The sequence below is a fragment of the Nonomuraea sp. NPDC003727 genome (genome assembly GCF_053586935.1).
Map to the genome: position 1 here is coordinate 21,958 of NZ_JBSFNE010000012.1, position 26,283 is coordinate 48,240.

Consider the following 26,283-nt stretch of genomic DNA (forward strand, 5'->3'; position numbering starts at 1 on the left):
TTGCCGATCATCTGCGAGGACAAGCATGAGAGCGTGGAAAACCCTGATCGCCGTCCTGCTCACCTGGGCGGCCTGCCTCGTCGTCCCCGCCTCCGCCGAGGCGGGCACCACCGCGCCGACCCCGACCCCCTGCCCGGGCTGCTGGAAGCCGGCGCTCGACACCAGCTGGCAGTGGCAGCTGTCGTCGGTGCCGAAGGAGCCGTTCCTGAACGTCACGATGTACGACATCGACGGGTTCAACGCCACCGCGGCGACCGTCCGGCGGCTGCACGAGACCAGGGCCGGCCGCAAGGTCGTCTGCTACATCAGCGCCGGCACCTACGAGGACTGGCGGCCCGACGCCGGCCGCTTCCCCGCCGCGATCCTCGGCGCCAACCTCGACGAGTGGCCCGGTGAACGCTGGCTGGACATCAGGCAGTACGCGGGCGAGCTCGGCACGATCATGCGGTCGCGCCTGGACATGTGCAAGGCGAAGGGCTTCGACGCGGTCGAGTTCGACAACCTCGACGCCTACACCAACGACAGCGGCTTCCCGCTGACGGCCGCCCACCAGATCGAGTACAACGCCTGGCTGGCCAACGAGGCCCACGCGCGCGGGCTGTCGGCGGGCCTGAAGAACGACATCGCGCAGATCCCGCGGCTGCTGCCGTACTTCGACTGGGCGCTGAACGAGCAGTGCTGGCAGTACGACGAGTGCACCACCGCGCAGAACGGCGGCTACGGCTACGACCAGTTCGTCCGGGCGGGCAAGGCGGTGTTCACCGTGGAGTACGAGCTGGCCGCCAAGGCCTTCTGCGCCAGGTCGAACGCGCAGAACTTCAACTCCCTGCGCAAGAAGTACGAGCTGGACGCGTACCGGGTGGCCTGCCGCTGAGGCACGCACTGGCCGAGGGGCGGTCGAGGGCCGCCCCTCGGCCGATAAACCGGGTGAGCGGACCGACACGCGTCGCTATCCTTCCGGCATGGCAGACGACCTTGGGGTGACCCCGCAGAGTGAGGACTTCTCGGCCTGGTACAACGAGCTGGTCGCCAAGGCACAGCTCGTCGACCGGGGCCCGGCGAAGGGCACCATGGTCATCCGACCGTACGGCTACCGCCTGTGGGAGCTGCTCCAGGGCTTGCTCGACCGGCGGATCAAGGACACCGGCCACGAGAACGCCTACTTCCCGCTGCTGATCCCCGAGAGCTACCTGCGGCGCGAGGCCCAGCACGTCGAGGGCTTCTCGCCGGAACTCGCCGTCGTCACCCACGCCGGTGGCAAGGAGCTCGAGGAGCCGCTGGTCGTGCGCCCCACCTCGGAGACCGTCATCGGCGAGATGATGGCCAGGTGGATCTCCTCGCACCGTGACCTTCCGCTGCTGCTGAACCAGTGGGCGAACGTCGTGCGCTGGGAGCTGCGGCCCCGCATGTTCCTGCGCACCACCGAGTTCCTGTGGCAGGAGGGCCACACCGCGCACGCCGACGCGGCCGACGCGATGCGGGAGACGATGCTCGCCCTCGACCTCTACACCGAGGTGGCGCGGGACATCGCCGCCATTCCCGTGGTGGCGGGCGAGAAGACCGCAGGCGAACGGTTCGCCGGAGCGGTGCGCACCTTCACCATCGAGGGCATGATGCGCGACGGCAAGGCGCTGCAGGCCGGCACCTCCCACTACATGGGCACCAACTTCGCCGCGGCCTTCGACATCCACTACACCTCCGCGGCCGGCCGCCTCGAGCTGTGCCACACGACGTCGTGGGGCATGTCCACCCGGATGATCGGCGGCGTCATCATGACGCACGGCGACGACAAGGGGCTGGTGCTGCCGCCCAGGCTCGCGCCGTACCAGGTCGTCATCGTCCCGATCGGCCGCGGGGAGCAGGGGGAGCGGACGCTGGCGGCCGCCCGTGACCTCGCGGCGCGGCTGACGGCGGCCGGTGTGCGCGCCCACGTCGACGACCGCGCCCAGCTCTCGCCGGGCTTCCGGTTCAACGACTGGGAGCTGCGCGGGGTGCCGATCCGCCTCGAACTGGGCCCCCGCGACCTGGAGTCGGACACCGTGGTCATGGCCAGGAGGCTGGGCGAGGAGGGCAAGCAGTCGCTCCCGCTGGCCGCCGTGCCCGCGAGCATGCCGGGGATCCTCGCGGAGTTCCAGGAGTTCCTGCTGCGCCGGGCCACCGCGTTCCGCGACGAGCGCACCACGCCGGTCGGCACGTGGGAGTCCTTCGCCGCCGCGGTCGGCTCGGGGTGGGCGCTGGCGCTGCACTGTGGCAAACCCTCGTGCGAGGACGACATCAAGGCGCGCACCGCCGCCACCCCGCGCTGCGTTCCGCTCGACGGCGCGGCCGAGACCGGGACCTGCGTGCGCTGCGGGGAACCCTCCGCCTACGGCAAGCGGGTCGTCTTCGGCCGCTCCTACTGAGCCCTGCCCCGGCGGGTCATGGTCAGATCGCGTCCCAGGCGACGTCCTCGTACAGGGCGAGCAGCCGGGCGGCGAACGCCTCGTCGAGCTTGAGGGCGGCCTCCTCGAGCCGGCCGACCATGACCACGCCGTGGGAGTTGGTGAGGAAGACCGCCTCGTAGGCGGGCAGGTCGGCGACCCTGACGGGGCGGCGCTCCTGCGGGATGCCGGCCGGCTCCAGCGCGCGCTCCATCAGCTGCATGGTGATGCCGTGCAGCATCGGCGCGTCGGGCCAGATGACCGCGGTCCCGTCGAAGCAGCCGAGGTTGGTGATCAGGCCTTCGGAGATCAGGCCGTCGGGACCGGTGAGCAGGCCCTCGTCGTAGCCCTCGGCGTGGAGCAGGCTTCCGTAGTACGCCTGGGGGAGGCCGCCCAGGTGCTTGATGTGCGGAAGGAAGCGCTGGTAGCCGACGGGTCTGACGCTGCGCGGCGTGGTGGCGACCGCGATGGGCGGGCGGGCGGTGACGAACACGTGCGGGCGTTCGTCGGCGTCGGCCGCCTGGACGTAGACGCGGACGCTGGCGTCGGTGAGGTCGTCGCCGAGCGCGGTCCTGATCGAGTCGATGACGAGCGCGGTGTCGAGGTCGAGGCCGAACAGCTCGCGGTTGGCCGCCCTCAGGCGGGCCAGGTGCAGGTCGAGGCCGCGGGTGCGCCGGTCGCGCACCTGCATGGCGGTGAAGTGGCCGTAGCGGGCCAGGAGCGGCAGGCCGGCCTCGGGCCCGGCGACCCGGCCGTCGATGACGGTGATCACCCGACCAGCTTACGGGCGGCCGGGACTGTCGTGTGTAGCAAGCGTTTGGTTAGATCCGGGCATGGACGAACGTGAGGTCGCCGACCGGCTGGAGATCGCCGGGCTGCTCGCCCGCTACGCCAGGGCCGTCGACGCCGGGGAGTGGGACCGGCTCGCGGAGGTGTTCACCGCCGACGCCGTGATCGACTACCGGTCGGCGGGCGGGATCGCGGGCGGGCTGGAGGAGGTCAGCGCCTGGCTGGCCGCGGCGCTGGCGCCGTGGCCCGGACGGCTGCACCTGGTCGGGGCGCCGGTCATCGACTTCACCGCCGCGGACGGCGACGCCGATGCCGCGGCTGGTACGGCGGCGGGCACCGAGGCCGTGGTGCTGGCGCCGTTCACCGACACGCTGGCGCCCTCGAGGACGATGCTGGCCGCCGGGGCCAAGGGGGTGTGCCAGGGCGGCGGCTGGTATCACCACCGCATGGTCCGCACCGCCGCGGGATGGCGCAGCAGGGAACTGGTGGAGGAACAGACCTGGCGCACGATCAGCTGACCACGTCGCGGCGGCCCGCCCCGCACGCCGGAGCGGCGTGATGGACGGGCCCCGCCCCGTGACCGCGGTGGCCTCTCGGGGGCTTGCCGTACGAGAGGGGCTGCCGGACGCGGGACTTCTCACCGACGCCGGGCTCCTCGCCGACGCCGCACTCCTCGCCGGACGGGCAGGGGAGCGAGCCGACGGGTCAGGACGTCGCGGGCGACAGGCGCGACAGCGCGAGCGAGGCGTAGAGCGCCGCGCCGTCCGGCAGGACGGCGTCGTCGAACCGCGCCTCGGGGGAGTGGTTGTACGGCGCGCTCGCCGGGTCCCGGTCGGGCGGGCACGCGCCGAGGAAGACGAAGGCTCCGGGCACGTCCTCGAGCACGTAGGAGAAGTCCTCCGAGCCCATGACCGGCTGCGGGGCCACGAAGAAGCGGCCGGGACCGAAGAGCCCGTCGATGGTCTCGCCCGCGAGTGACGCCTCGTCCGGGGTGTTGACCGTGACCGGATAGCCCATGCCGAAGGACGCCTCGACCCGCAGGCCGTGCGCCGCGCCGATGCCCTCGACCAGCTGCACGGCGCGCTGCTTGACGCGGGCCCTGGTGTCCTTGTTGAAGGTCCTGATCGTGGCCGAGAAACGGGCGTCGTCGGGGATGACGTTGTCGACGGTGCCCGCGTGGAAGCTGCCGACGGTCACCACGACCGGGTCGAACACGTCGAAGGCCCTGGTCACCAGAGTCTGCAGGGCGGTGACCATCTCGCAGGCGGCCGGGATGGGGTCCAGCGCCCGCTGCGGGGTGGACCCGTGGCCGCCCCTGCCGATCACGTGCACGTCGAAGGTGTCGGCCGCGGCCATGATGGGCCCGCCGCGCGAGGAGAACGTCGCGGGCGGCAGCATCGCCGAGACCACGTGCATGCCGTAGGCGGCCACGGCCCGCGAGCCGGCCGCGTCGAGCACGCCCTCGTCGATCATGACTTTGGCGCCCTCGTAGCCTTCCTCGCCCGGCTGGAACATGAACACCACGTCGCCGGCGAGCTGCTCCCGCCGGGCGGCCAGCAGGTGGGCGGCCCCGGCGAGCATGGTGGTGTGCAGGTCGTGGCCGCAGGCGTGCATCCTGCCCTCGTGGGTGGAGATGTACGGCAGGTCGTTGCGCTCGGCGACGGGCAGCGCGTCCATGTCGCCTCTGAGCAGGACGGCGGGGCCCGGCCTGCCGCCGCGCAGCACCGCGGTGACCGAGCTGAGCGACTCGCCCGTGCTGATCTCCAGCGGCAGGCCGTCGAGCGCGGCCAGCACCTTCTCCTGCGTGACGGGCAGGTGGAGCCCGACCTCGGGCGTGGTGTGCAGCGAGTGGCGGAGCCGGACGAGCTCGTCCCGCATGTCCTGTGCTGATTCAAGAAGCGACATGGAGCACATTCTTCACACGCCCGCCACTGGCTGGACAAGTGGTCATTTGTAGGATGGCCGCGTGACTGAGCGTAAGCCCATCCAGACCTGGTTGTCCGACATGGACGGCGTCCTGGTGCACGAGGGGCATCCCGTGCCCGGCGCCGAGGTGTTCGTCAAGCGCTTGCGCGAGTCGGGCAAGAGCTTCAAGCTGCTCACGAACAACTCCATCTACACCCCGCGCGACCTCGCCGTACGGCTGCGCGCGGGCGGCCTGGACGTGCCGGAGGAGGCCATCTTCACCTCGGCGATGGCGACCGCGCGCTTCCTGGACGACCAGCGTCCCGGCGGCTCCGCCTACGTGATTGGCGAGGCGGGGCTGACGACGGAGCTGCACGAGATCGGCTACGTGCTGACCGACATCGACCCGGACTACGTGGTGCTGGGCGAGACGCGCACCTACAGCTTCACCCAGATCACCAAGGCCATCAGGCTGGTCGAGGCCGGCGCCAGGTTCATCGCGACGAACCCGGATCCGGTGGGTCCGTCGAACGAGGGCTCGCTCCCGGCCTGCGGCGCCGTGGCGGCGATGATCACCAAGGCCACGGGGGTCGAGCCCTACTTCGTCGGCAAGCCCAACCCCATGATGATGCGCCACGCGCTGAACGCCATCGACGGCCACAGCGAGACCACCGCGATGATCGGCGACCGGATGGACACCGACATCGTCTGCGGCATGGAGGCGGGCCTCTACACGATCCTGGTGCTGAGCGGCGTGACGCAGCGCGAGCAGGTCGACCGCTTCCCCTTCCGGCCGTCGCTGATCGTGGACTCGGTGGCCGATCTCGTCGACCGGATCTGATTCCTGACGCACCCTGTCAGGTACGGCTGGCAGGCTGGCTCTCATGCACCGCATCTACCTGGAGCTCGGCCCCAAGAAGGTGTTCGCCTGCTCGCTCGACTGGCCCGGCTGGTGCCGCGTCGACAGAAGCGAGGAGCCGGCCATCGACCGGCTGACCGACTACGCCCCGCGCTACCGCGTGATCGCCGAGCGGGCGGGCCTCGACTTCGCGCCCGGCGAGCCCGTCGTGGTCGAGCGGGTCAAGGGCTCCAGCACCACCGACTTCGGCGCGCCCGACGCCGAGCCGTCCGCCGACGCCGAGCCCGCCGGCCCGGCGACGCTCGCCCGTGACGTCGCGCTGCTGCGCGCGGCCTGGGCGCTGTTCGACGAGACCGCCGCCGCCACGCCCGAGGAACTGCGCAAGGGGCCGCGCGGCGGCGGGCGCGACCGCACCAGGATGGTCGAGCACGTCACCGAGGCCGAACGCGCCTACGCCCGCCGGCTCGGCGTCAGGTACCCGCCGTACAGGTCGGTCGCCGACCGCGACGCCATGCGGGAGGAGCTGGCGGCGCTCCTGCTGGAGGGCCGTTCGGGCGCCTGGTCCACCCGCTACGCCTGCCGCCGCGTCGCCTGGCACGTCATCGATCACCTGTGGGAGATGGAGGACCGCAGGTCGTTCTCGTAGGCGAGGATGACCAGCTGGACCCTGTCCCTGACGCCCAGCTTGGTGATCGCGCGCGAGATGTGCGTCTTGACGGTGAGCGGGCTGATCACCAGGTGGTGGGCGATCTCCTCGTTCGACAGCCCGGCGGCGATCAGGCCCACGACCTCCAGCTCGCGCGCCGTCAGCGCCTCCAGCGTGCCGGAGGGCCCCGGACGGCCGGCGAAGCGCTCGACGACCTTGCGGGTGACGCCGGGCGACAGCAGCGAGTCGCCCGCGTGGACCACCGCGACCGCCCGGCGCAGCTCGGCGGGCTCCACCTCCTTGGTCAGGAAGCCGCTGGCGCCCGCGCGCAGCGCGGCGAAGACGTTCTCGTCGGTGTCGAAGGTGGTCAGGATGATGATCCGGCACTCGGGCAGCTCGGCGAGGATGCGCCTGGTGGCGGCGATGCCGTCCGAGCCGGGCATGCGGATGTCCATCAGCACCACGTCGGGCCTGAGGTGGCGCGCCTGCCGTACCGCCTCCTCGCCGGTGGCGGCCTCGCCGACCACGGCGATCTCCTCGTCCTTGGCCAGCAGGGCGCGGAAGCCGGCGCGCACCAGCGCCTGGTCGTCGGCGAGCAGCACGTTGATCGTCATACCGGCAATCCTGCCCTGACCGCGAAGCCGTCGTCGGCCTCGATCTCCAGCCAGCCGCCGAGGGCGCCGACCCGCTCGCGCATGCCGGTCAGGCCGTGGCCCTCGGTGTAGGGGACGGGGCCCGTGCCGTCGTCGACCACCTCGAGCCGCACCTGGCGGGAGGAGTAGTCCAGGTGGACGAGCAGACGGCGGGCGTCGGAGTGCTTCAGCGCGTTGGTCATCGCCTCCTGCACGATGCGGAAGGCGGCCATGGCCTGCGCGGCGGGCACCTCGGTGGGGTCGCCGCGCTCGTCGAGGGTGACGTCGAGCCCCGCCTCCCTGGCCCTGGCGACCAGGTCGGCGATCGAGGAGAGCTCGGGCTGCGGCTCGCCCGACACGTCGCGCAGCACGCCGATCAGCGACCTGAGGTCGGCCATCGCCTTCTTGCGGACATCGGCGGCGACCCCGATGGCCGCCCGCGCCTCCGGCAGCGTGTCGGCCTCGGCGGCGACGTTCAGGTGGAGGCCGACGACCGTGAGGGTGTGCGCGACGACGTCGTGCAGCTCGCGGGCGATCTGCAGCCGCTGCTCGGCCAGCCTGGTCGTGGCGGCCTCGCGTAGCCTGGCCTCGTGCTCGGCGCGCCAGCGCAGGTGCTGGCGGTAGCCGTGGGCCAGGGCCAGCACGAGAGCGAGCCACAGCAGCTCAGCCCCGCCCCTGGCCAGGTCCAACGTGGGGGCGACGCCCGCCGCCAGGGTGAGCGTGCAGATCACGCCCGCCCACGGCAGGTTCGCCAGCCCCGCGGAGAAGACCGCGACCGACATCGGCCAGATGACGCCGCCCTCGAACAGCCCGCCGTACTGGGCGCCGACCAGCACCGCGGCCGACAGCGCCAGCACGGTGACCGGCGCGTACCGCCTGCCCAGCAGCAGCAGCCCGAGCGAGATGGAGACGGGGACGGTGCCGTTCCAGGTCAGCGGGGCGCCCACGGAGGCCAGCGAGGTGAGGGCGCAGACCGTCGTCAGGACGGCGAGCGCGGCGTCGAGCCGCAGGAAGGAACGGGACATGCCCCGAACGGTAGCGAGGGCGGCGTCCGGCGGTCGTCCTCCGTCGTGAGTCACCCGGCTACTTCGATCGATGTATGAGGCGGGGCAGCGAGGTGATGTGCGCGGCCAGGTAGTCGCCCAGGGCCTCGGGAACCAGGTGCCGCGAGGTGATCTCGGCCGGGTCGAGGGGCAGCCGCTCGACGTCGTAGGCGCCGCTCGAGGGGTCCTCGCACTCGGGGCCGTGCCGCAGGGCGGGATCCATGCTGACCAGGCGGCAGCCGTACACGTGCTGGGTCTTGACCCCGCCCTGGTGGGGGTAGGTGAGCGTGGTCAGCGGGGTGACCGCGGAGACGACCGCGCCCAGCTCCTCCAGCAGCTCCCTGCGGAGCGTGTGCTCCAGGGTCTGGTCCTCCGGCTCGACATGGCCGCCGGGGACCGACCAGTACAACGCCTTTCCGGGGACCGTGCGCCGGAAGACGATCAGCCGTTCGTCATCATCGAGCAGGACACCTCGGACACTAGGTCGCATAAAGACCCTCCAATTTCTTGGGGTAGCCTAACTTACGGTTGCGTAGCTTGAAGGAGATGAACTTTATGGTGATGAGTCAGACGGAGCTGCTGCACGAGCTCGAGCCGGTGGTGGCGAACGAGCTGGACCGCCATCTCAAGGTGGCCAAGGAGTGGTTCCCGCACGAGTACGTGCCGTGGAGCCAGGGCCGCGACTTCGACGGCGTCCTCGGCGGCGAGGCCTGGCAGCCCAGCGACTCGACCATCCCGGAGGCGGCCCGCATCTCGCTGATCGTCAACCTCCTCACCGAGGACAACCTCCCCAGCTACCACCACGAGATCGCCACCACCTTCGGCCGCGACGGCGCGTGGGGCACCTGGGTGGGCCGGTGGACCGCCGAGGAGGGCAGGCACGCCGTCGCCATCCGCGACTACCTGACCGTCACGCGTGCCGTCGACCCCGTCGCCCTCGAGCGCGCCCGCATGGTCCACATGGAGGGCGGGTTCCAGACCGAGTACACCAGCATGCTGGAGCAGCTGGCCTACGTCTCCTTCCAGGAACTGGCCACCCGCATCTCGCACCGCAACACCGGCAAGGCCGCGGGCGACCCCGACTGCGACCGCCTGCTCGCCAAGATCGCCGCTGACGAGAACCTCCACATGCTCTTCTACCGCAACCTGCTCAAGGCGGCCTTCGAGCTCGACCCCAACCAGACGATGCGCGCCATCACCGACGTCGTGACGACCTTCCAGATGCCGGGCACCACCATCGAGGGCTTCACCCGCAAGGCGATGATCATCGCCAACGAGGGGATCTACGACCTGCGCCTCCACCTCGACGACGTGCTCATGCCCGTGCTGCGCCAGTGGGGCGTCTTCGAGAAGACCGACCTGGACGGCGACGGCGCCAAGGCTCGCGACGAGCTGGCCGCCTTCCTGGCCAGGACCGAGACGACGGCCACCAGGTTCGTCGAGCGCAGGGAGGAGCGCAGGGCACGCGCCGCGGCCATGCGATGATCTGCGGGTGTACCTGCTCATCACCCCCTCGCTAGCCGTCGTCGTCCTGCTGCTGGCGACGGCTACGCAGCGCCTGCTCGACGTCAGGTTCGGCCCGGTCCGCATGGCGCTGGCCGTCCTGCTGGGGATGACGCTCGCCCCGGTGTTCCTGGCGCCGGTCTTCCAGTCGTTCGAGAAGTTCGACCCCAGCCGCGACCCCAGCCTCGGTCCGCTGTGGATCGTGATCCTGGTGTCGATGTGCGTCGTGCTCATCCCCATGGTCATCCTGGTGCTCGGCGAGGCGCTCGTGCCGCCAGGCTCCATACCGGGGCCGATCGAGCTGATCAGGTCGCTGCGCGGGCGACTGGCCCGCGCCCGCCGCTACTCTCAGATCACCAGGATCGCCTTCCGTCACGGCCTGGGCCCCTACCTGAGAGGGAGGGGCGACGACCCCGGCGACCGGAGCGGCAGGGTACGGCTGGCCGCCTCGCTGCGCGAGGCCCTCGACGAGGGCGGCGTGACGTTCGTCAAGCTCGGGCAGGTGCTGTCCACCCGGCGCGACCTGCTGCCGCCCGAGTTCGTCGACGAGCTCGGCAAGCTGCAGGACCACGTCAAACCAGCCTCGTGGGAGGAGATCGCCCAGGTCGTCGACCTCGCCGCCTTCGCCTCCTTCGACCGCACGCCGCTGGCCGCCGCCTCGATCGCCCAGGTCCACGCGGCCCGGCTGCACAGCGGCGAGGAGGTCGTCGTCAAGGTCCAGCGGCCCGGCATCGCGCCGCTCGTCGCCCGGGACCTCGACATCGTCGCGCGGCTGGCCGCCACGCTCGAGGCCAGGACGAGGTGGGGCCGCTCGCTCGGCCTCAAGGAGCTGGCCGCGGGCTTCGCCGTGGCGCTGCGCGAGGAGCTCGACTTCCGCATCGAGGCGGGCAACATGGCCGCCGTCGCGGCCACGGCCACCGGTGCGGTCACCTATCCGACCCCCTACGAGCCGCTGTGCACCGACCGGGTGCTGGTGATGCAGCGCCTGTCGGGCAAGCCGCTGGCGACCGCCTCCCCGGCCGAAGGCCCGGCGCTGGCCCGCACGCTGCTCGAGTGCCTGCTGCGCCAGATCCTGCTCGACGGTGTCTTCCACGCCGACCCGCACCCCGGCAACATCATGCTGCTGTCCGACGGCGAGGTCGGCCTGCTCGACTTCGGCTCGGTCGGGCGCCTGGACGCCTCGCTGCGCGCCTCGCTGCAGCGCTTCCTGCTGGCGATGGACCGGCAGGACCCCCTCGGGGTCACCGACGCGCTCCTCGAGGTCGTGCCCAGGCCGGAGGACATCGACGAGGCGGCGCTCGAGCGCGCCCTCGGCCAGTTCATGGCCCGGCACCTGGGCCCCGGCATGGACAGCGTCGCCATGTTCACCGACCTGTTCAAGATCGTCTCCGCGTACGGCCTGTCGATCCCGCCGGAGGTCGCGGCCGTCTTCCGCGCGCTGGCCACGCTGGAGGGCACCCTCGTCCGGCTCTCGCCGGGCTTCAACCTCATCGGCGAGGCCAGGGCGTTCGCCGGGCGCTACCTGGCCGAGCAGATCAACCCCGCCACCGTGAAGGAGGCGGTGACGCAGGAGGTCACCGCGCTGCTGCCGATGCTGCGGCGGCTGCCCCGGCGGATCGAGCGGATCGCCAGCGCGGCCGAGCACGGCAGGTTCACGATGAACGTGCGGCCGCTGGGCGACGAGCGCGACCGCGCGTTCGTCACGCACCTGCTGCACCAGACGCTGCTGACGGTGCTCGGGGCGACGGCCGGGCTGATGGCGGTGCTGCTTCTCGGCACCGAGGGCGGGCCGGTGGTGATCGCCGGGCAGATGTCGCTGTTCCAGCTGATCGGCTACAACCTGCTGGTGGTCAGCTCGGTGCTCGTGCTGCGCGTGCTCATCCTCATCTTCCGCCGCAGACCACCCGCGTAGCGCCGCGGCACCGGTTCGCGCGGGTCGCGGCGCCGGCCCGCGCGGGGCTCGGGGGTTCCGCGGGTCCGTGGATCGTCGAGTCGTGCGGGTCCGCGGGGTTCGGCGGCGAGGGGGTCGGGGGGGCAAGGGCTCGGCGGCGCGGGGCTCGGGGGGCAAGGGTTCGGGGGCCCGGGGTTCGGGGGCCTGGGGTCGGGGAGGCGGGGGTGCGCGGGTCGGCCGGGTAGCGCCTGAGAGGGACCCGCGAAGATCACGCCGAGGGGCGACGCCCGGCGACGGCCGCGATTCCTAGCGTTCGCCGCATGGTCAGGAAATCCCTCGCAGCCGGTGCGCTGCTGCTCGGCGCCGCCGCGTTCGCCGTCCCATCCTCGCCCGGCGAACGGCTGGTCAGGGTCTACGGCGATCTCGCCACCGCCGACCGCGTCGCGGTCATCGTGCCGGGCACCGACACGACCGCCGCCACCTTCGAGAACGGCACCCACCGCCCGGGAGGAGCGGCCAGGGCGCTGCTGGCCGAGGCGCGCGCGATCGACCCCGGCACGAGGCTGGCGGTCGTCGCGTGGCTCGGCTACGACAGCCCGCGCCTGTGGAGCCTGGGCGCGATCACGCGCGGGGCGGCCGAGAGCGGCGCGGAGGAGCTGCGCGCGTGGATGCGCGGCCTGCCGAAGGTGCCGGTATCGCTGCTGTGCCACAGCTACGGCTCGGTCGTCTGCGCGCGCGCCGCGGCCCGACCACAGGCCGCCGACCTCGCTGACCTCGTCGTCGTGGGCAGCCCCGGCATGGGTGGCGCGCGTACGGCGGCCGCCGTCGGGCCGCGCGTCTGGGCCGGGCGGGGCGCCCGCGACTGGGTGGCCGACGTGCCCCATCTCACGGTGGGCCCGTTCGGGTTCGGCGCCGACCCGATGGGCCCGGCGTTCGGCGCCCGGATCTTCGCCACGGGCCCCGGCGGGCACAGCGACTACTTCGACCCCGGCACCGCCTCCCTGCGCAACCTCGCCCTCATCGCGCTCGGCCGCGGCGCGGAGGTCGGCGGTGCTTGACGTCCGCGGGATCGAGGCCGCCACGCCGGTCGGCCGCGACAGGGGCGTCGACGCCCTGCGGGCGGCGGCCATCGTGGGCGTCGTGTTGGGCCACTGGCTGGTCAGCGCGTGGGAGCGGAACCCGCACCTGGCCATCTCCTCGCCGCTGGCGTACATGCCGGAGCTCGCGCCCGTCTCCTGGGTGCTCCAGACGCTCGCCCTGTTCTTCTTCGTCGGGGGCTACGCGGCCGCCCGGGGACTGCGCGCGCCCCACCGTTCGTGGATCGTGACGCAGCTGGGCCGCCTGGCCAGGCCCGTGCTGCCGCTGCTGCTGGGGTGGGCCGCCCTGGCGGTCATGGTGACGGTGCTGAACGGCCAGCCGATCACGTCGGTCCGCGCGCTGGCCAAGTCCGCCCTCGGCCCGCTGTGGTTCCTCGCCGTGTTCGCCGGGCTGAGCGCGCTCACGCCGTGGCTGGTCAGGACGCGGGCGGTGGTGGTCGGCGTGGCGGTCGCGGTCGTGGCGCTGGTGGATCTGCTGCGGTTCGGGCTGGGCGCCCCCGCCGCGGTCGGGTGGGTGAACCTCGGGGCGGCGTGGCTGGTGCCGTACGTGCTGGGCATCCTGTGGGCCCGCGGCGAGCTGCGCCCCCGCAGGGACGGGGCCTGGCTGCTGGCGGGCGGCGGCGCGGCGGCGTTCGCGCTGGTGGCCTGGGGCGGCTACCCCGCGGCCATGATCGGGATCACCGGGCGGCCGCTCTCCAACCTCAGCCCGCCCACGCTGGCCGCGGTCTGCTTCGGCCTCGCCCAGGTGGGCCTCGCGCTGCTGCTGCACGGGCCGCTGGGCGCGCTGATGCGCCGGCCGCGGCTGTGGGCGCCGGTGGCGCTGGCCAACCTGGGGGCCATGCCGATCTTCCTGTGGCACCAGACGGCGCTGGTGGTGACCGTGCTCGCCGGCGGCCTGTACGGCAGGCCCGACACGCCCGCCTGGCTGCTCGAACGGCTGGCCTGGCTGCCCGTCGTCGCGGCGGTCCTGCTTTTTATGACATGGTGTCACCAACGGCTTGACGTGAGGCGCCGATTTTGGTGACACTATGTCATGACCTTCTCCGAGACGCTGCGCAACGCCACCTGGGGCGACCACGAGTCCGCCGAGGACGAGAGCTACCTCAAGGAACTCATGGCCGGGCGGCTCAGCGCCGAGGAATACGGCGAGATGGTCGCCCAGCACTACTTCGCCTATCTCGCCCTCGACGGCGTCGCCGAGCGCCTGGCCGACCACCCCGTGGCGGGAGCCTTCGTCTTTCCTTCCCTGTACCGGCAGGCCGCACTCGAACGCGACCTGGCCGCCATCTACGGCCCCTCCTGGCGCGAGCGCATCGCCCCCTCCAAGGCGACCAGGACACTGGTGGCCCGCATCGAGCAGATCGCCGACTGGCCGGGCGGCTACATCGCCCACCACTACACGCGCTACATGGGCGACCTGTCCGGCGGCCAGTTCATCAGGATGGAACTGCAGAAGATCTACGGGTACGGCAAGGGCGGCGGCGTCGACTTCTACATCTTCGACGAGGTCGGTTCGCTGCCCCGGTTCAAGAACGAGTACCGGGCCAGGCTCGACGCCCTGACCGCCGACGAGGCCGAACAGCAGCGCATCATCCGCGAGGTGCGCCTGGCCTACCAGCTCAACACCGAGGTCCTGACCGAGCTGCTGCGCGCCATCCGGCCCGCGGCCTAACATGGGCTCATGCCCAGGATCTCCGCCGCGACGATCGGCGAGCACCGCGCCCAGACGCAGGACCGGATCCTGCAGGCGGTCTCCCGGCTGTCGCGCGTCCAGGGCATCCAGGAGATCTCGATGACGGACGTGGCGCAGGAGGCGGGCATCACCCGCACCGTGCTCTACAACTACTACCCCGACAAGGCGGCGCTGCTGCTGGCGTTCACCGAGCGGGTGACCCACTACTTCATCGAGTCCTACACCAGGGAACTGCCCGCCTCCGCCACGCCCGCCGAGCGGCTGCGCGCCTTCATCCGGCTCCAGCTGGCCGGGCTCCTCGCACACCCCCACCCGGGAGCGGCGGGGCTCAGCGCCGCCCTCGGGCCCGACGCCTACCAGCGGCTGGCCGAGCATGTGGCGCCGATGCAGCGGATCCTGGTCGAGATCCTCGACTCCGGGGCGAGCTCCGGCGACTTCCAGATGCAGGACGTGGCGGCGACGGCCCGCATGATCCTCGCGGTGATCGGCGCCGAGCGGGAGTCGTTGATCAGCGGCCGGGTGAGCGTGGAGGCGGCCGAGGAGATCGTCTCCGGGTTCGTGCTACGCGCCCTGAACAGCACCCTCTGACCTGTCCCCAGACCCTTCTCTGCACGCGGCGTTTGTGGGCCGCGTCGGGCTCCTGCGGCGCGCCGGGCGGCACCGCCTCACCCCCCGCCGTCGCGCCCAGCGGGGCTATGTCTCGTCCTCCGCCGTCGCGCCCAAGGCCGGTGTGCTGCCCGCGGTGAGCAGGTAGCAGCCGTTGACCTGGCCCCGACCCGCCCAGCACCGGCTGGTCCGTGTCTCTGGACGCCCGCCCAGTTCTGGCTCGTCCGGGACTCTGGACGCCCGGCAGGTACCGGCTGGTCCGCGGCTTCGGTCACCCGCCCCGTACTGAGGTCCCGGGCTCTGGACGCCCGCCCGGCAGCGGCTCGTCCGTGGCTTCGGCCGCCCGATAGGCGCCCGTCGAGGGCCGGACTCCCACACCTCCGAATCTGTCGGTCCCGTCGGATAGCTTCCGATCACCGATCCGACGAGGAGGTCCACGTTGTTCCGTCAGGGAGACATCCTGATCGTGCCGGTGGCGGAGGAGTCCGTGCCCGCACGGGTCAAAACCCTCCCCCCGGCCCCGCGCGACTCCCGCGGCCGCCTGGTCCTCGCGCTGGGTGAGGCGACCGGCCACGCCCACGCCATCCCCGGCCCTGGCACCCTCCTGCTCGACGACGCCTACACCGGTGCCGACTACCTCCACCTTCCCGCCGGCACCCGCCTCGTCCACGAGGAACACGACGCGATCATGCTGCCGAAGGGCTGGTTCCGGGTGGTGCGGCAGCGCGAGTACGTCCCCGGCTCCTACCGCACGGTCGCCGACTGACCGACCGGCCGGCCGACGCCCGAGACATCCCCCTCTCCCAGGAAGCCTCCGACCCTGATGACGACCCCCGCAGCACCCGCGCCCCTGCCGGCTGAGCTGGCCGGCCACCTGACCGCAGCTGCCCGCCGCTGGCGCGACATCGCCCGCACCGCGGGCCCCGCTGATCGCACCGCCGCCGAGCTCGGGGTACGGCGCGCCTACCGCAACGCCGGTCTTCCCGAGCCCGAGGCGATCGTCTGGCTCGCCTCCCCCGCGCAGGGCGCGCTCGCCGCCGCACTCCTCGTCGGCGACGCGAACACGGTCCGCACGTTCCACGAGGTCGGCCTCACCGCCTACATCGGACCGGTCCTCACCGCCCTCACACCCCGGACGCCCGGCGATCCCACATCCGAGCCGCCCTCCACCCTCACGCCGCCACACTCGTCATCGGCGTCCCCAGGAAACGCCCCGAACCCCATCGCGGCCCCAGGCACCGTTGCCGCCCTGGAGACCGTTGCCACTCCGGATACTGTTGCCGCTCCGGACCCCATTGCGGCCCCGGGCATCATTGCCGCCCTGGAGACCGTTGCCGCTCCGGGCACTGTTGCAGCCCTGGACCCCATTGCGGCCCCGCTCACCGTTGCCGCTCCGGGCGCCGTTGCTGCCTCGGGCGCCGTCGCTGCTCCGAACACCACTGCGGCCCCGGGCACTGTCGCTCCTGCAACCACTGCCGACCCGGACATCCTGGTCGCGCAGCTGAACGATCTCCGCGCCATCGCTGGTGCCTCCGTGCGCCACGCCGTACGGAACCTGCCATGGGAGCGGGCCCGCGCCGCGGCCGCCACCTCCCTGGGCACGGTGGCGTGGCCGCGCGCCTGGGCGCTCACCGGCGACCTGCTGTGGCCGGAGGTGAACACTCTCGCCGCCGATCTGCGCCGCGCGATCGGCAACCTGCCTCAGTCCGCGACCACCGGCGACACCTACAGCGCCCCTCGGGTCGACGGCCGCGACACGGATGACGACGCCGCCGCGCTCCTCCGTGAGCAGGCCGGGTCGCTCCTCCGCCAGGCCACGCTCGACGCGGTCCTCGGCCAGCACGAGGCGCCTTGGCTCGCCCTGTTCGACGGTCTCACTGCCCACGCGACGGCCGGGCCGGACGGCGGGACAGGGGCGCCGGGCAGCTCGATGGGGTCGCTCGACGGCCTGGCGCAGGTGGCGAAGGCGGCCGGGTGGTGGTGGCCGTTCGAACGGCTGGCGATCGTGTGCGAGCGTCCGGCCGACCTGCACCTTGACGACCTGGGACGGTTGCACCGCGCCGACGGTCCCGCGATGGGGTTCCCCGACGGGTTCGCGCTGCACGCGTGGCACGGCATGCCGGTGCCCGCCTCGTTCGGCGTGGCCATGGCCGGGCTCGACGCCAAGCGGATCCAGGCCGAGGAGAACGCCGAGCTGCGCCGGGTGATGCTCGAGCACTACGGCTACGAACGATATCTGGCGGAGTCAGGCGCCAAACCCACACACGAGGACGAGACCGGTGTGCTGTGGCGCATCGACCTGGCGGACGACGAGCCGGTGGTGATGGTGGAGGTGGTCAACTCCACTCCCGAACCGGACGGCACCAGCCGCACGTACTTCCTGCGCGTGCCGCCGTGGGTGACTCGGGCGCGTGAGGGCGTGGCGTGGACGTTCGGGGTGTCCGAGCAGGACTACCAGCCCGAGAAGCAGACCTGACCAGGCCTGACGCGAGCCATCCGGACCTCGCGCCCCAAGACCTGCCGGGGTACGGGGCGCGAGGTCGCACGTAGCTCACCGCCGGAGCGCGCTACGAACTGTTCCGATCGCAACCGCGACTGCCCTCTCGGCCTGAGGGATGCTCTCGGGCCGGGTTCCAGAAGTGCGGGGCCCGAAGTGATGGCCAGATGGCGCGGAGACAGGAACGTGGGCCGGCTCCCCGCCTGCGGGGTGGGCGGACCCGGTCCAGGGGGTCGGGCGGTGCGTGGTTGGAGGCGGCGGTCGGAATCCAGGACGGCAGGTGATCCATGGCACGTGGTCGGAATCCAAGGGGCGGGTGGTTCGTGGGACGTGGTCGGAATTCAAGGGTTAGTGGGACGCAGTCGGAATCCGGGAGGGTGGGCGGCTCGCTGACCTAGGGGTGGGGGACACACTCCAGAAGCGCGGGGCCGTGGCTCATGGAGGTGGTCTGCGGTCCAGGAACGCAGGCGGCCTTCTCGCCGAGGGACCGGCGGCGGTCTCACCGTGGGGAAGTCCATCCGTGCCGGGGGAAGAGCTGGGGGTGGGCCGGCCTCATGAGCGGCGGTTTCCGGTTCAGCGGAGACCCGTCGATACCGAAGCGCGTCCGGTGGTGACCGGATCAGTGTGGGGCCACATGGCCGGGATGCGTTCCAGGATGCCGCCGCTGAACGTGTCGTACAGCCCCAGCGGCTCCAGGTGCACGTAGCCGATGTGGCAGTCGCACACCTCCAGCGGGCATCCGCGAGGAGCGAGCGCCCGCAGGGCGGTCCCGTCGTACAGGTTGCCGAGCACGGCCGGTACGAAGTGGCAGCGGCGCACGGTGCCCTCCCCGTCCACCGACACCACGCTCTCCCCGGTACGGCAGGCCAGCCCCAGGCTCCGGTGCGGGAACCTGCTGTGGCGGAACAGCGGGTCGACGCCGGTCCACGCGGCCGCCTCGTCGTCGGTGTAGGTGTGTCCCTCGGCCGCGTTGATCCACACGTAGACGGAGGGCGGCAGTGCCTCCCGCAGGGCGCGCGCCTCGGCGAGGTGTTCGGGCAGGCCGACGACGCCGACGCTGAAGCGCACGCCGAGTGCGCTCAGTTCCGCGCATCTGGCCAGGAACCGCTGCCTGGTGACCTGCCCCGGGTGGTAGGTGGTCCAGAGGGCGAGCGTCGTGAGGTCGGCGGTGGGCAGCCAAGACGTCCGGAAGCTGAGGTTGGTCTGGATGGCGACGCGTGGCACGTGCGGGAGATGGCTGAGCTCGACGAGCGCGCGACGGTACCAGGATCGGACGGCGCCCTCGCCCCACGGCGTGAACAGCACCGACACCTGGAAGGGCTGCTCGGCGACCCATGCGGTGAAACGTTCGAGGGCGGCCCGGTCGGCACGCAGTTGCTCGGGCGTGTCGCGGCGCTTGGCGAACGGGCAGTAGGGGCAGTCGTAGTCGCAGCTGGCCAGGGGCCCGCGGTAGAGGATCGTCAGGTGCTCAACGCTGGTCATAGCTCTCCATCAGCGCCTGGACCTCGGTGGAGAACAGCGCCGGCCCGATGGTGTCGGAGTGGGCCAGCCCGTCGGCGGTCAGCCAGGCGCGTGCCGTGTCGGTCTCGATCCAGCCGCGGGTGACGAACGGCGTGAGGTCGAAGTCGTCGAGCGCCTCGGTGCCGAACTCCTCCCGGTATCCGGCCAGGGACAGCCCGGGGACCTGGAGCAGCGACTGGATGAGGTGGCGGCGGCGGCGCTCGGCGGCGTCGAGGAGGAAGCCGACGTTGGCGTGGTCGAAGCTTCCGGCTCGGACGTACTCGTCGATGATCGCGCGGACGTGTCGGACGCCGACGGCGTACTCGAAGGAGTAGTGCAGGTGCGAGGTGTAGGAGCGCGCGCCGCAGCCGAGGCCGATCATCCCGTCGGTCTGGCAGCAGTACTCGGTCGAGGCCCCCACCGGGGTCGGCGCGGCCGGCACCGGAGGACCCGCCAGGGCCGATCCGAGAGCCTCCGCCGCCGTCGCGCTACTCGCCAGGCGGAACATGCGCATCGACACCTGTTCGTACCCGCTGGCCAGCAGGTGGTCGCGTCCGATCCGGTACAGCGTGAGCCGCTGGTCGTCCCATTCCTTGCCGAGCAGCCCGAGGCCGGTCAGCGGCCGGACGTACAGCGGATACAGGTAGATCTCTTCCGGTTTCCAGTCGAGCGCGGCGTTCAGCGAGTAGAGCCACGACCGCGAGGTCTGCCCGTCGATGCCGTAGATCAGGTCGATGTTCAGCGTCGGGATCCCGGCCGCGCGGATGGTCTCCAGCGCCCGCTCGACCTCGGTACGGCGCTGCGGCCGGACCGCCGCGCGTGCCTCGGCGTCGATGAAGCTCTGCACGCCGATCGACACCCGCGTGGTGCCGCGTTCGGCGAGGACGGCCAGCCGGTCAGGGGTGGCGGTGGCGGGCGACGTTTCGACACCGAGCGGGATGGCGGTGAAGTCGGCCCCCATGGCCCGAGTCGCCAGGTCGAACAGCCTGGTGAGCTCGGCGGCCGACAGGTAGGTGGGGGTGCCGCCGCCGATGGCGGCGGTCGCGAAGCGCGCGTCCGGTACGGCCCGCCGTACGGCGTGGGCCTGCCGTTCGAGCGCGGACAGGTAGGCGGCGACGAGCTCCTCGGGCGCGCCGGTCCTGGTGAACAGGTTGCAGAAGCCGCAGCGCATCTCGCAGAACGGGATGTGCAGGTAGAGGAAGAGCGCGTCGGTGCGCTCCCGCTCCCACACCGACGCCAGCGACGGCCGCGGATCGAGCGGCCGGTAGGCGGTCTTGTGTGGGTATGCGTAAACATATCCCTGGTATGGCGAACCCTGGTGCGGCGCGCTCACGCCCACGCCCCTTTCTCCAGCACGAACTCCCCGTAGGGGACGGTCCACACCACCGGATGGCCGATGCGGTGCCCGACATGTCCGTCTTCGCCGTAGGCGGTGCCGTGGTCGGAGCACACGATCGCCAGGCACGGCCGCCGCGCCGTCATCACCGCGAACAGCCTGGCCAGCTGCCGGTCGACGTACTCCAGCGCGGCCGCGTGGCTGTCGATCGAGTCGCCTGGCCCGCCGGAGTAGAACCAGTTCGGCTGGTGCAGCGCCGACACGTTGACGAACAGGAAGACGGGCCGTTCCACCCGCTCGACCGCCGCCGCCGCGCACGCGATCTGCGCCTCGAAGGACGAGGGCGACGTCACCCCGAAGGACGGGTCCCAGTGCGACTCGGCGAACAGGGACGGCAGCGCCGAACCCAGTGGCGTGAGCTTGTTGAAGAACCCGACGCCACCGACGCACACCGTGTGATAGCCGGCCGCGGCCAGCCCGGCCGGCAGGTCGGCCGCCTCGAACCGCCACGTGCCCGGCGCGGTCGTCTCGCTGCCGGGGAAGGCGGCGGCGAACAGCCGTGGGTGCGGGCCCGGCGCGACGGGGGTCGGCAGGAACCCGGCCAGGATCGCGGCGTGCGCGGCGTAGGTGAAGCTGCCCGGCGTGTGGCGCTCCTCCCACACCCCGCCGGGCAGGACGGCGGCGAGCGTCGGCAGCCGTCCCGCGGCCAGCAGGTCGGCCGCCACGTCGTAACGCAGCGTGTCGAGCGTCACCAGCAGCAGGTCGTGGCTGCCGATGACGGCGTTCATGTCACGCACGCGCGCCCGCCTCGACCTCGTCGTCACGCCCGGCGCCCGCGCGGGCGCGCACATGTGTCTCGACCTCGTCGTCACGCCCGGCGGCCACGTAGGGGAGCGTCCGCGCCTCGCAGGAGAGGGTCCGCGTCTCGTTGAGGAGCGTCCGAGTCTCGTAGGGGAGGGCCCGCGTCTGGCAGCGGGGCATCTGCGTCTCGTAGGCGCGCACCTGCGTCTCGTAGGTGTCGAGCCCCTCGGCGCCGCTGCCCGGCAGCCCGGTCAGGCCGGGCAGCAGGTCGCCGAACGCGTTGACCTCCGCCACCGCGAAGCGCCGCAGGCCCGCGCCCACCATCAGGTCGACGCCGACCGCCGGGCTGCGCGGGAAGCAGGCCGCCGCCCGCGCGCAGATCTCCAGCGCCCTGGCCCACCCTGCGGGGCCGAGCGCCGCCATGACCGTCTCCAGCGAGCCGCGCGCGCCGCCCAGGTGCAGGTTCGTCATCGGCGCCCGGCTGGTGCGGACGACCGCGTGAGTGGGCCGTCCGGCCACCACGACCACCCGCAGGTCGAACACCCGGCCGCCGACGGCCGCCTTGGGGAACCACTCCTCGACGTGCAGCCCGTCGGGCGCCAGCGCGTCGACGATCGCGGCGACGGTGGTCTCGTCGTGGTAGTCGCGCACCCGCAGCGAGTTGTGCAGCTCGCCCCCGGCCGGCTCGACCGATGTCGTCGCCTTCACCAGCGAGCCGTTCGTCTGGAAGGCGACGACGCCCGAGGCCGACGAGCCGTGCGCGGGTTTGACGAACACCCTGGCCATCCCGCGGTCGGCCATGAGCCGCCGCAGGTCGGCGTAGCCGCCGACGGGCGCGGGGCCGAGCGCCGCCGGGACCGGCACCCCCGCGGCGGCGAGCCGCGCGTGCGTGCGCCGTTTGTCGAACATCTCCGCGATCTCGCCCACGTCGCCCAGCACCCGCGCCCCCGCGGCCGACGCCGCGTCCGCCACCCTGGCGAGCCCGGCGACGAGGCGGGAGTGCCACAGCGCGCCGCCGCCCACCCGGGTCGGCGCGCCGGGGCCGCGCAGCAGCGCGTCGGCGGCGGTGTCCTCGCCCGGCGAGTCGATCCGCACCCGGGCACCCGGCGGGATGGCGATCTGACCCGCCAGCACGTCAGGCCAGGCGACCACCTGGGGCGGGCGCAAGCCGTACCGGGTGAGGGCGGCGGCGAACATCGTCACCCGCCGGTCCCCGGGGGTGCCGACGACGACGTAGGTCATTCCGGCACCGCGACGTGGCGGGTGCCGGGTGACCAGTCGTAGCTGCGGCCGGTGGCGCCGGCCACCGGTTCGACGCCGGGCAGCGCGGCCCGCAGCCGCGCGACGTGCGCGAAGACCGTCATTCGGACACCGCCACGTAGCGCCACTCGTCGTCCTCGTCCTGCCGGTCGGACAGGTCGACCTCGACCCCGGCCAGCGCGGCGCGTACCCGCTGCTGCATGGCGTCGCTCAGATAGTGGTGGCTCAGGTCGAGCGAGCGCAGGTGGGTCAGCGGCTGGCCGGACAGCAGCGCCTCCGCGCCGGTGTCGCTCAGCGTGCCCATCGACAGGTCGAGCGACTCCAGCCTGGCCACGATCGGTGCCGCCGCCACCGCGGCGGCGACCTCGTCCTGCAGCTCGCTGTCCTGCAACCCGAGGTGGCGCAGCGCGGGCAGCCGCTCGCCGCGCAGGATCCGCGCCCAGTCGGCGGGGCGCGAGTCGCCGGAATAGTTCTCCTCGCCCAGCCACAGCTCCAGATGGCGCAGCGCGGGCAGCGAGCTGTCGCCGACCGCGCGCACCACGCCGGCGGGCAGCCCGCCCGACTCGAAGCGGAGCGTCTCCAGCGACTCGTGGACCACGGGGGCGAGCTTCAGCCCGGTGCCGCCGCGCACGTCAAGCCGCCGCAGCCGGGGAAAGGCGGTCAGCAGCGGGGTGACGTCGCCGTGCTCGATCCAGGAGATCTCGCACTCCTCGGACACGATGTCGCCGACGAAGACGGCCTCGAGCGCGGTCAGGCGGTCGGCGGCGGCGGTGATCGACGCGATGGGGATGTCGGAGCGCTGCCCCTCCCACCCCGCACCCCACCAGCCCACGACGAGCGCCCTGATCGAGCCCGGGTCGACGGTCGCCAGCAGCCGCTCGAAGCTGTCGGCGAAGGCGGGCTTCTCCTCGTCGAACGGCGCGGCGGCCACCCGCCAGGCCACGTTCCCCGGGTCCTCGCCGGACGGCACGGCGCCGCGCCAGGCCGCGTCCCCGGGCGCGTCCTCGGCGACGTCCCGAGGGTCGTCGCCCAGCTCGCGGACGGCGAGCCCGTGGAAGGACTCCAGGTGCTGGTAGATGCTCAACGGGTCTCCTTGAAGGGGGGAGTCCAGTCCTACCAGAGCCCTACGACAAGATTGCTGTCATGGACGTCCAGCTCAAATCCGCACGGGGGAGGTGGATCCTGGCGGCGACCGTGCTCGGTTCCGGCCTGGCCCTCCTCGACAGCACGATCGTCAACGTCGCCCTACCGGCGCTGCGCGCCGAGCTGAACGCCGACATGGCCGGCCTCCAGTGGACGGTCAACGCCTACACCCTCACCCTGGCGGCCCTGATCCTGCTCGGCGGCTCGCTCGGTGACCGCTACGGCCGCCGCAAGATCTTCCTCATCGGCACTGTCTGGTTCGCGCTGGCCTCCGCGTTGTGCGGGCTCGCGCCCAACATCGAACTGCTGGTCCTGGCCCGCGCCCTGCAAGGCATCGGCGGCGCGCTGCTCACGCCGGGGTCGCTGGCCATCATCCAGTCGAACTTCGCCCCGGGCGACCGGCCGCGGGCGGTGGGCGCGTGGTCGGGCATGACCGGCGTGGCGGCCGCGATCGGCCCGCTGGTGGGCGGCTGGCTGGTGGAGCACGCGGGCTGGCGCTGGGCGTTCCTGGTCAACCTGCCGTTCGCCGTGCTGGTGGTCGTCATGACGATCAAGCACGTGCCGGAGACGAAGGACGAGCAGGCCGCCGGCAGGTTCGACGTCCTCGGCTCGGTCCTGGCCGCGCTGGCCCTGGCCGGCATCACCTACGGGCTGACCGAGGAAGGCCAGGTGCTGCCGCTGATCGGCGGCCTGGTGGCCGGGATCGCCTTCGTGGTGCTGGAGATCCGCCGCTCGCCCGACGCGCTGGTGCCGGTGGGCCTGTTCAGGAACGCCGTCTTCAGCGCGGTGAACGTGGTCACGCTGATCATGTACGCCGCGATGGGCGTGGTCTTCTTCCTGCTCACCCTGCAGCTGATGACGGTCGCGGGCTTCGACGCCGTCGCCGCCGGTTCGGCGCTGCTGCCGGTGACGATCCTCATGCTGCTGCTGTCGGCGCGTGCCGGCGAGACGGCCAAGAGGTACGGCCCGCGGCTGCCGATGACGGTGGGCATCCTCGTGGCGGGTGCCGGGTTCCTGCTGATGAGCACGATCGACAAGGGCTCCAGCTACTGGCTGCACGTCCTGCCGGCCGTCTCGGTCTTCGGCCTCGGCCTGTCGGCGGCGGTGGCGCCGCTGACCGCGACCGTGCTGGCCACGGCCGACGACCGCTACGCCGGTACGGCGAGCGGCATCAACAACGCCGTCGCCAGGACCGGCAGCCTGCTGGCGGTGGCGGCGATCCCGCCGCTCGTCGGCCTGACGGGCGACGCGGTCAGTGATCCCCGGATGTACGCCGCGGGATTCACCAGGGCGATGCTGATCAGCGCCGGCATGATGGCCGTCGCCGCGCTGATCACCTTCGTCACGATCAGGACGAACGTGCTGGCGCCGGACAGCCGTCAGCGCTCTCAGAACGTGAAGGACTGACTGCGCACGCTGTTGTCGAAGTTGGACACCAGCAGCTCCGGCTCGCCCACCGACCTGACGCCGGGCAACCTGGTCAGCAGCTCGCGGAACATCGTCCGCATCTCCTGCCTGGCCAGGTTGGCCCCGAGGCAGAAGTGCGGCCCCGGGCCGCCGAAACCGACGTGCGGCTTGGTGTCGCGGGTGATGTCGAAGGCGTCAGGGTCGGGGAAGACGTCCTCGTCGCGATTGGCCGAGCCGTAGAACAGAACCACCCGGTCGCCCTTCCTGAGCCGCAGGCCGCGCAAGGAGTAGTCGTCGGTGACGGTCCTGCGGAACTGGATGATCGGCGAGACGTGCCTGACCATCTCCTCGATCGCCCCGTTGATGTGCCCGTCGAAGTCGCTCATCAGCAGCTCGCGCTGGTCGGGGTGGTCGGTCAGCAGCTTGATGCCGTGGGCCATCGTGTTGCGGGCCGTCTCGTTGCCGGCCACCAGCAGCAGCGCGAAGAACGAGCCGAGCTCCTTGTCGGTGAGCTTCTCGCCGTCGGGGTTGGCCGTGACCAGGGCCGAGACCAGGTCGGTGCCGGGGTCGGCGACGCGCTGGTGGCCGAGCTGGATGACCATGCGCTGCAGGGCCAGCAGCGCGACCACGTTCTTGCCGGCCAGGCGGGCGCTCTGCAGCACGCTCGGCCGCACGCCGCTGTAGGCGGTCGAGGCGTCGACGTGCTCGTGGACCTTCGCCCGGTACTCCTCGGGAATGCCCATCATGTCGCAGATGACGTGGATGGGCAGGCGGGCGGCGACCTGCGAGACGAAGTCGCGGGGCCCGGAGGCGATCACGTCGTCGACGATCCGCCGGCACGCCTTCTCGATGTCGGCCTGCAGGTTCTGCAGCATCTTGGGACTGAAGGCGCGCGAGACGATGCGCCGGAGCCTGGCGTGCCGGGGGTCGTCCATGTTGACCATCGACTCGCCGAACACATGCTTGACCCAGCCGGGCGGCTCGGGATTGGTGACCGCGGGCTCGCTGGAGAAGATCTTCGCGTTACGGCTGGCCTCGACGACGTCGGCATGCCTGACCAGGGCGTAGAAACCGGTGCCCGACCGTAGCAGCGGGACCTTCTTCTCCGGGAAGAAGACCGGATGCTCCAGCTGCCGGAGCCTGGCGAACGCCTCCTGCCGTTCCTTGAGTGGCTTGCGCCAGAAATCCAGGTCCGCGAGGTCGATGTCCACCCGTCTATCCTGGCACGTTCCCGAGGTGTTAAGGCCGGGTTCGG

The 26,283-nt window shown here is 72.1% G+C and carries 26 protein-coding genes; 14 read left to right on the top strand and 12 right to left on the bottom strand.

The genetic code is table 11. From position 1 onward, the window contains the following. The first annotated feature begins 25 nt into the window (after nt 1-25). Both ACWDLG_RS29165 and proS read left to right on the top strand, forming a co-directional pair. Entirely contained in the window at nt 26-874 is an 849-nt protein-coding gene (locus ACWDLG_RS29165; RefSeq protein WP_449925870.1) for an endo alpha-1,4 polygalactosaminidase, read from the top strand. 88 nt (nt 875-962) lie between these two features. Next, entirely contained in the window at nt 963-2,402 is a 1,440-nt protein-coding gene (gene proS, locus ACWDLG_RS29170; RefSeq protein ID WP_449925873.1) for a proline--tRNA ligase, read from the top strand. Nucleotides 2,403-2,424: 22 nt separating this feature from the next. Here proS and ACWDLG_RS29175 read toward each other — a convergent pair whose 3' ends face one another. Then, nucleotides 2,425-3,192 (bottom strand): aminotransferase class IV, encoded by a 768-nt coding sequence (locus tag ACWDLG_RS29175; protein ID WP_449925876.1) that lies wholly within the window; start codon nt 3,190-3,192, stop codon nt 2,425-2,427. 61 nt (nt 3,193-3,253) lie between these two features. Between ACWDLG_RS29175 and ACWDLG_RS29180 the strand changes: the two genes are divergently transcribed. After that, entirely contained in the window at nt 3,254-3,727 is a 474-nt protein-coding gene (locus ACWDLG_RS29180; protein WP_449925879.1) for a nuclear transport factor 2 family protein, read from the top strand. A gap of 187 nt (nt 3,728-3,914) precedes the next feature. On the opposite strand, the gene ACWDLG_RS29185 is transcribed toward ACWDLG_RS29180, so the two are convergent. Next, nucleotides 3,915-5,114 (bottom strand): M20 metallopeptidase family protein, encoded by a 1,200-nt coding sequence (locus ACWDLG_RS29185; protein ID WP_449925882.1) that lies wholly within the window; start codon nt 5,112-5,114, stop codon nt 3,915-3,917. Nucleotides 5,115-5,175: 61 nt separating this feature from the next. Between ACWDLG_RS29185 and ACWDLG_RS29190 the strand changes: the two genes are divergently transcribed. Both ACWDLG_RS29190 and ACWDLG_RS29195 read left to right on the top strand, forming a co-directional pair. Continuing rightward, nucleotides 5,176-5,955: an HAD-IIA family hydrolase gene (locus ACWDLG_RS29190; protein ID WP_449925885.1), complete on the top strand. Its 780-nt coding sequence runs from the start codon at nt 5,176-5,178 to the stop codon at nt 5,953-5,955. Nucleotides 5,956-5,998: 43 nt separating this feature from the next. Beyond that, a complete protein-coding gene (locus ACWDLG_RS29195; protein ID WP_449925888.1) occupies nt 5,999-6,619 on the top strand; it encodes a hypothetical protein in 621 nt (206 codons plus the stop codon). Here ACWDLG_RS29195 and ACWDLG_RS29200 read toward each other — a convergent pair. From ACWDLG_RS29200 to ACWDLG_RS29210, 3 genes are read right to left on the bottom strand one after another with little or no spacing between them, the layout of a single operon-like run. Then, entirely contained in the window at nt 6,580-7,233 is a 654-nt protein-coding gene (locus tag ACWDLG_RS29200) for a response regulator transcription factor (protein WP_354920895.1), read from the bottom strand. The genes ACWDLG_RS29195 and ACWDLG_RS29200 overlap by 40 nt on opposite strands. Then, nucleotides 7,230-8,276: a sensor histidine kinase gene (locus tag ACWDLG_RS29205; protein ID WP_449925891.1), complete on the bottom strand. Its 1,047-nt coding sequence runs from the start codon at nt 8,274-8,276 to the stop codon at nt 7,230-7,232. The genes ACWDLG_RS29200 and ACWDLG_RS29205 overlap by 4 nt, the downstream gene beginning before the upstream one ends. A gap of 58 nt (nt 8,277-8,334) precedes the next feature. Further along, complete coding sequence (locus tag ACWDLG_RS29210) at nt 8,335-8,784, bottom strand: NUDIX hydrolase (protein WP_354920889.1); 450 nt, start codon at nt 8,782-8,784, stop codon at nt 8,335-8,337. Between the two features lie 71 nt (nt 8,785-8,855). Here ACWDLG_RS29210 and ACWDLG_RS29215 point away from each other — a divergent pair, with 71 nt between their 5' ends. The 8 genes from ACWDLG_RS29215 (at nt 8,856) to ACWDLG_RS29250 (ending at nt 17,560) form a co-directional block, all read left to right on the top strand. Then, entirely contained in the window at nt 8,856-9,779 is a 924-nt protein-coding gene (locus tag ACWDLG_RS29215) for an acyl-ACP desaturase (protein ID WP_449925895.1), read from the top strand. A 7-nt stretch (nt 9,780-9,786) separates the two neighbouring features. Beyond that, the gene (locus ACWDLG_RS29220; protein ID WP_449925898.1) at nt 9,787-11,709 is read left to right on the top strand and encodes an ABC1 kinase family protein; all 1,923 of its coding nucleotides are present in this window, start codon (nt 9,787-9,789) and stop codon (nt 11,707-11,709) included. A gap of 299 nt (nt 11,710-12,008) precedes the next feature. Next, complete coding sequence (locus ACWDLG_RS29225) at nt 12,009-12,746, top strand: alpha/beta hydrolase (protein ID WP_449925901.1); 738 nt, start codon at nt 12,009-12,011, stop codon at nt 12,744-12,746. Continuing rightward, complete coding sequence (locus ACWDLG_RS29230; protein WP_449925904.1) at nt 12,739-13,809, top strand: acyltransferase family protein; 1,071 nt, start codon at nt 12,739-12,741, stop codon at nt 13,807-13,809. The genes ACWDLG_RS29225 and ACWDLG_RS29230 overlap by 8 nt, the downstream gene beginning before the upstream one ends. 9 nt (nt 13,810-13,818) lie before the next feature. After that, nucleotides 13,819-14,457, top strand: a complete 639-nt coding sequence (locus tag ACWDLG_RS29235; RefSeq protein WP_354920875.1) for a biliverdin-producing heme oxygenase — start codon at nt 13,819-13,821, stop codon at nt 14,455-14,457. A 9-nt stretch (nt 14,458-14,466) separates the two neighbouring features. Continuing rightward, nucleotides 14,467-15,066 (top strand): TetR/AcrR family transcriptional regulator, encoded by a 600-nt coding sequence (locus ACWDLG_RS29240; RefSeq protein WP_354920872.1) that lies wholly within the window; start codon nt 14,467-14,469, stop codon nt 15,064-15,066. 457 nt (nt 15,067-15,523) lie between these two features. Further along, nucleotides 15,524-15,850, top strand: coding sequence for a hypothetical protein (locus ACWDLG_RS29245; RefSeq protein WP_449925909.1), 327 nt, complete (start codon nt 15,524-15,526; stop codon nt 15,848-15,850). Nucleotides 15,851-15,907: 57 nt separating this feature from the next. After that, the gene (locus tag ACWDLG_RS29250) at nt 15,908-17,560 is read left to right on the top strand and encodes a DUF6745 domain-containing protein (RefSeq protein ID WP_449925910.1); all 1,653 of its coding nucleotides are present in this window, start codon (nt 15,908-15,910) and stop codon (nt 17,558-17,560) included. A gap of 594 nt (nt 17,561-18,154) precedes the next feature. Here the strand turns inward: ACWDLG_RS29250 and ACWDLG_RS29255 are convergent. From ACWDLG_RS29255 to ACWDLG_RS29280, 6 genes are read right to left on the bottom strand one after another with little or no spacing between them, the layout of a single operon-like run. Further along, nucleotides 18,155-19,063, bottom strand: coding sequence for an STM4011 family radical SAM protein (locus tag ACWDLG_RS29255; RefSeq protein WP_449925912.1), 909 nt, complete (start codon nt 19,061-19,063; stop codon nt 18,155-18,157). Then, nucleotides 19,050-20,420: an STM4012 family radical SAM protein gene (locus tag ACWDLG_RS29260; protein ID WP_449925915.1), complete on the bottom strand. Its 1,371-nt coding sequence runs from the start codon at nt 20,418-20,420 to the stop codon at nt 19,050-19,052. The genes ACWDLG_RS29255 and ACWDLG_RS29260 overlap by 14 nt, the downstream gene beginning before the upstream one ends. Next, nucleotides 20,411-21,205 (bottom strand): STM4013/SEN3800 family hydrolase, encoded by a 795-nt coding sequence (locus tag ACWDLG_RS29265; RefSeq protein WP_449926435.1) that lies wholly within the window; start codon nt 21,203-21,205, stop codon nt 20,411-20,413. The genes ACWDLG_RS29260 and ACWDLG_RS29265 overlap by 10 nt, the downstream gene beginning before the upstream one ends. A 1-nt stretch (nt 21,206) precedes the next feature. Beyond that, a complete protein-coding gene (locus ACWDLG_RS29270; protein ID WP_449925918.1) occupies nt 21,207-22,460 on the bottom strand; it encodes an STM4014 family protein in 1,254 nt (417 codons plus the stop codon). Beyond that, on the bottom strand, nt 22,457-22,582 hold the full coding sequence (locus tag ACWDLG_RS29275; protein ID WP_449925920.1) for a hypothetical protein: 126 nt from the start codon (nt 22,580-22,582) through the stop codon (nt 22,457-22,459). The genes ACWDLG_RS29270 and ACWDLG_RS29275 overlap by 4 nt, the downstream gene beginning before the upstream one ends. Next, a complete protein-coding gene (locus ACWDLG_RS29280) occupies nt 22,579-23,562 on the bottom strand; it encodes an STM4015 family protein (protein WP_449925923.1) in 984 nt (327 codons plus the stop codon). The genes ACWDLG_RS29275 and ACWDLG_RS29280 overlap by 4 nt, the downstream gene beginning before the upstream one ends. Before the next feature lie 59 nt (nt 23,563-23,621). On the opposite strand from ACWDLG_RS29280, the gene ACWDLG_RS29285 reads away from it, so the two are divergent. Continuing rightward, the gene (locus ACWDLG_RS29285; protein WP_354920848.1) at nt 23,622-25,028 is read left to right on the top strand and encodes an MFS transporter; all 1,407 of its coding nucleotides are present in this window, start codon (nt 23,622-23,624) and stop codon (nt 25,026-25,028) included. Here ACWDLG_RS29285 and ACWDLG_RS29290 read toward each other — a convergent pair. Further along, entirely contained in the window at nt 25,010-26,239 is a 1,230-nt protein-coding gene (locus tag ACWDLG_RS29290) for a cytochrome P450 (protein WP_449925926.1), read from the bottom strand. The two genes, ACWDLG_RS29285 and ACWDLG_RS29290, sit on opposite strands and share 19 nt — an antisense overlap. Nucleotides 26,240-26,283: the final 44 nt, after the last annotated feature.